4 protein-coding genes are annotated in these 2,872 nt (G+C 36.6%); all 4 read right to left on the bottom strand.

Annotated elements, in window-relative coordinates; translation table 11 throughout:
- Positions 1 to 157: 157 nt before the first annotated feature.
- Positions 158 to 739, bottom strand: a complete 582-nt coding sequence (locus ADIS_RS12735; protein WP_035805899.1) for a Crp/Fnr family transcriptional regulator — start codon at positions 737 to 739, stop codon at positions 158 to 160.
- Between the two features lie 203 nt (positions 740 to 942).
- The gene (locus tag ADIS_RS12740; protein ID WP_010854948.1) at positions 943 to 1,233 is read right to left on the bottom strand and encodes a helix-turn-helix domain-containing protein; all 291 of its coding nucleotides are present in this window, start codon (positions 1,231 to 1,233) and stop codon (positions 943 to 945) included.
- Positions 1,230 to 1,598, bottom strand: coding sequence for a type II toxin-antitoxin system RelE/ParE family toxin (locus ADIS_RS12745; RefSeq protein ID WP_010854949.1), 369 nt, complete (start codon positions 1,596 to 1,598; stop codon positions 1,230 to 1,232). Before ADIS_RS12745 ends, ADIS_RS12740 begins: the two co-directional genes overlap by 4 nt.
- A 950-nt stretch (positions 1,599 to 2,548) precedes the next feature.
- Positions 2,549 to 2,872 (bottom strand): hypothetical protein (locus tag ADIS_RS12760; protein ID WP_238325430.1); only part of this gene is annotated, 324 nt, incomplete at its 5' end.

The following is a 2,872-nucleotide window of genomic DNA, read 5'->3' on the forward strand; positions in this document are numbered from 1 at the left end:
TCAACATCTGCCTAAACCAACAAGGGGGATAACCGACTGCTTACTGAACAGCAACATAAATTCTTTTAACTGTGTCATACTTTTAATTTTTAAGATTAATGATGGTGCAAATATCAGACAACCAAAAAAATTAAAACTTGCCATATGACAAGAAACACTACTCGCTTGCAATTTCTTTTCTAATACGACTCAATGAAGTGTCTGTAATGCCTAAAAATGTTGCAATATGTTTTAACGAGATATTTTGAACAATTTGAGGTTTTTCTTTAAGTAGTCTTAAATATCGGTCTTTTGCTTGGTCTGCTATTAAAGAAATACTATGTTCCTTTAAAGCAAAATAACATCCAACCAAAAGACCCCGTTGCTGCTCTCTAAAGTTTGTAATTGTATTGAACATTTCTTGAAAATCATTGAATGAAATCTCCCAACAGACTAAGTCGGTAAGAGCCTGAATATTTTCTCTTGTCGGTGCAAAGAAAAACATAGATGGATAGTCAATTACAACGTCTCCAGTACTATAAAGGTTAAAAGTGATGTCGTTTCCTTCTGTATCTATAATATAAGAACGAATAAAACCAGTTTCTATAAACCAGTAACTTTTTTCAACTTGACCTTCTTTTAGCAAGTAGTCGTTATTTTGAAAAGTCACTTGTTTGTATCGGGGAATTATCTCCTTCAATTCGTCTTTCGTTATACCGCTTGATGCGAAAACTTTGTTTAAGAAATGTTCTTCTTTCATATATTGTTTTATTAATTTGTCACTATGGTTTGTAGGGTCTGTTAGTATTACCGCCAACAGTCGGGATTCAGCTTGGAGAACGGCGGGCATTCGGAGCCGTTCTCTTCCAGCATACTCCTAACTTCTTAAAGATACTAAACATTCTATTTACTCGGAACCGCCCGCTGTCTTCCAAGGTGATGTTTTAGCGCGTATTTCCCTTTTCAGAATTCAATGGAGATTTTTACCTTCCCACCCAATCCCTTTTCAACTATTTCATAAAGGGTTTTCAGTGTCAGATTACTTCCATCATTTTCAACTCTTGATATGTAGGTTCTCTTTTTATCTACCAATTCAGCCAATTGTTCTTGGGTTAGATTCTTATCCTCTCTTGCCTTTTTTAATAGCAATCCAATTTTGAAAGACTCAAAATCCCTTTCTAATTCATCCCTGCGCTCGGTTCCTTTGACTCCATACACATCATCTTTGATTTCTTTCCAGCTCTTTGTATTCATTTCCTTTTCTTTTTTCCTTTTTGAACTTCCTTTTCAGCATAATATTCAACCATCAGTTTGGCAGCCTTTTCAATTTCCTTGGTTGGTGTTTTTTGGGTTTTCTTTTGAAAGCCATTGAGAAGTATCACCAGCTTTACTTCATCGAAAAAACAAAACACCCTCCAAATGTTACTTGCCAACTGAACCCTAGCTTCATATAGCCCTTTCTTTGTTTTTATGGGTTTCAGGTAAGTCTCCGGAACTCTTTCAAAAGTTTCAATAGCCTCAATGACTTTATAAATCTTGTTTTGAACTTTGACTGTTTGCTTTTTCAGAAAGTTCTCAAAGTGGTCTTGATAGGCTATGACTTCCCTGATTTTATCCATAACGCTAATGTAACTTAAAAGTTACATTTTTCAAAAATGTAAAAAATCTATGTGCAACGGTTGGCGTTCTCAATATGCGCTATAATCGGGTCAGGCGGGGGAATTTACCAACTGTCTTTTTTACTTATAGGCGGCGTTCGTGATTTCCAATTCACCCCTACCTTCCCACAGGTAGGGTCGACTCATCTAGCTTGTTGCCTTTCGCGTTGGGGAAACTTTCCAGCTTCGGCCGGTACGGAACAGCGCGTGCCAGCACAACCGAAAACAGCCAAAACACCAAAAAACAAGGCAAAATCAGCCAACAAAACCACTCAGAAAGCATAAAGAAAAGAAACAACCAGTCAAAATGCCGCAGAACCAACGCCCGGCAGCACCATTTTTCACACCACCGAAATCACCCCAACTTTTCAATCCCCATAGATACCTTCCCACAAAAAAACCGCTACGTTTCTGTTCCGCCGCGGCGGACAGGCATCACAGGCTAAGCCCGAAATTCCGCTGCGCTCCACTTCGGTTTAGCCCTTGTATGTTGGCGGTAGTTTTCTTCTTAGAAAGCATAAATTAATCCCCCAATTAATAGTCCAAGTCCAAGGATTTTCATTTGGATGGTAGCAGATTTAGATGATTCACTTTGAGCTTTATTTAGTTCATTTTTAAAACATATAATTAAAAGCAAAAGGCCACCCATTGATATAAGAATACCAAGAATTAAGTCAAAATCAAATTTCATATTTTCGCATTGAAATTTAGTTTTCCGTTTATTTGTTTAATCTCCTCTTGTATCTCGTCACTAAATTTATCCTGATTTAATAGATCCCTAATATAGTAAATGGAATTTATGATAAAAATAGATGTTGCTATTGTACTTTATATGGGTGATTTACTAGAAACCCATACAATAATTATAGCAACTATCGGTAATAAGATGCCGATAAATAAATGTTGGACTGTTACAGTCGTTTTTTTTTTAAGATCGTGTTCTCCAGATAGATTTTTGTCATTCCAATATATGCTTTTCTATCACTTACCTTATGTCCAATTATATATAAAGCTTTTCTATTCCATCCATTAAAAAAACGTCTATCCGAAATGTTAAGCCTGGAAATTGTTGGTAGTTCCTGCCTCAATTTTTCAAGCCAATCACTTCCATAAGGGTTATCTGTGGTCTTTATTTTTTTAATCATATTTTTCCAAATTAGCAACAACCACTTAAAAGTCTGAATTACCGCCAATCGGGTCAGGCGGGGGAATTTCACCCCTACCTTCCCACAGAA

The organism is Lunatimonas lonarensis, assembly GCF_000390185.1.
Lineage (GTDB): Bacteria > Bacteroidota > Bacteroidia > Cytophagales > Cyclobacteriaceae > Lunatimonas > Lunatimonas lonarensis.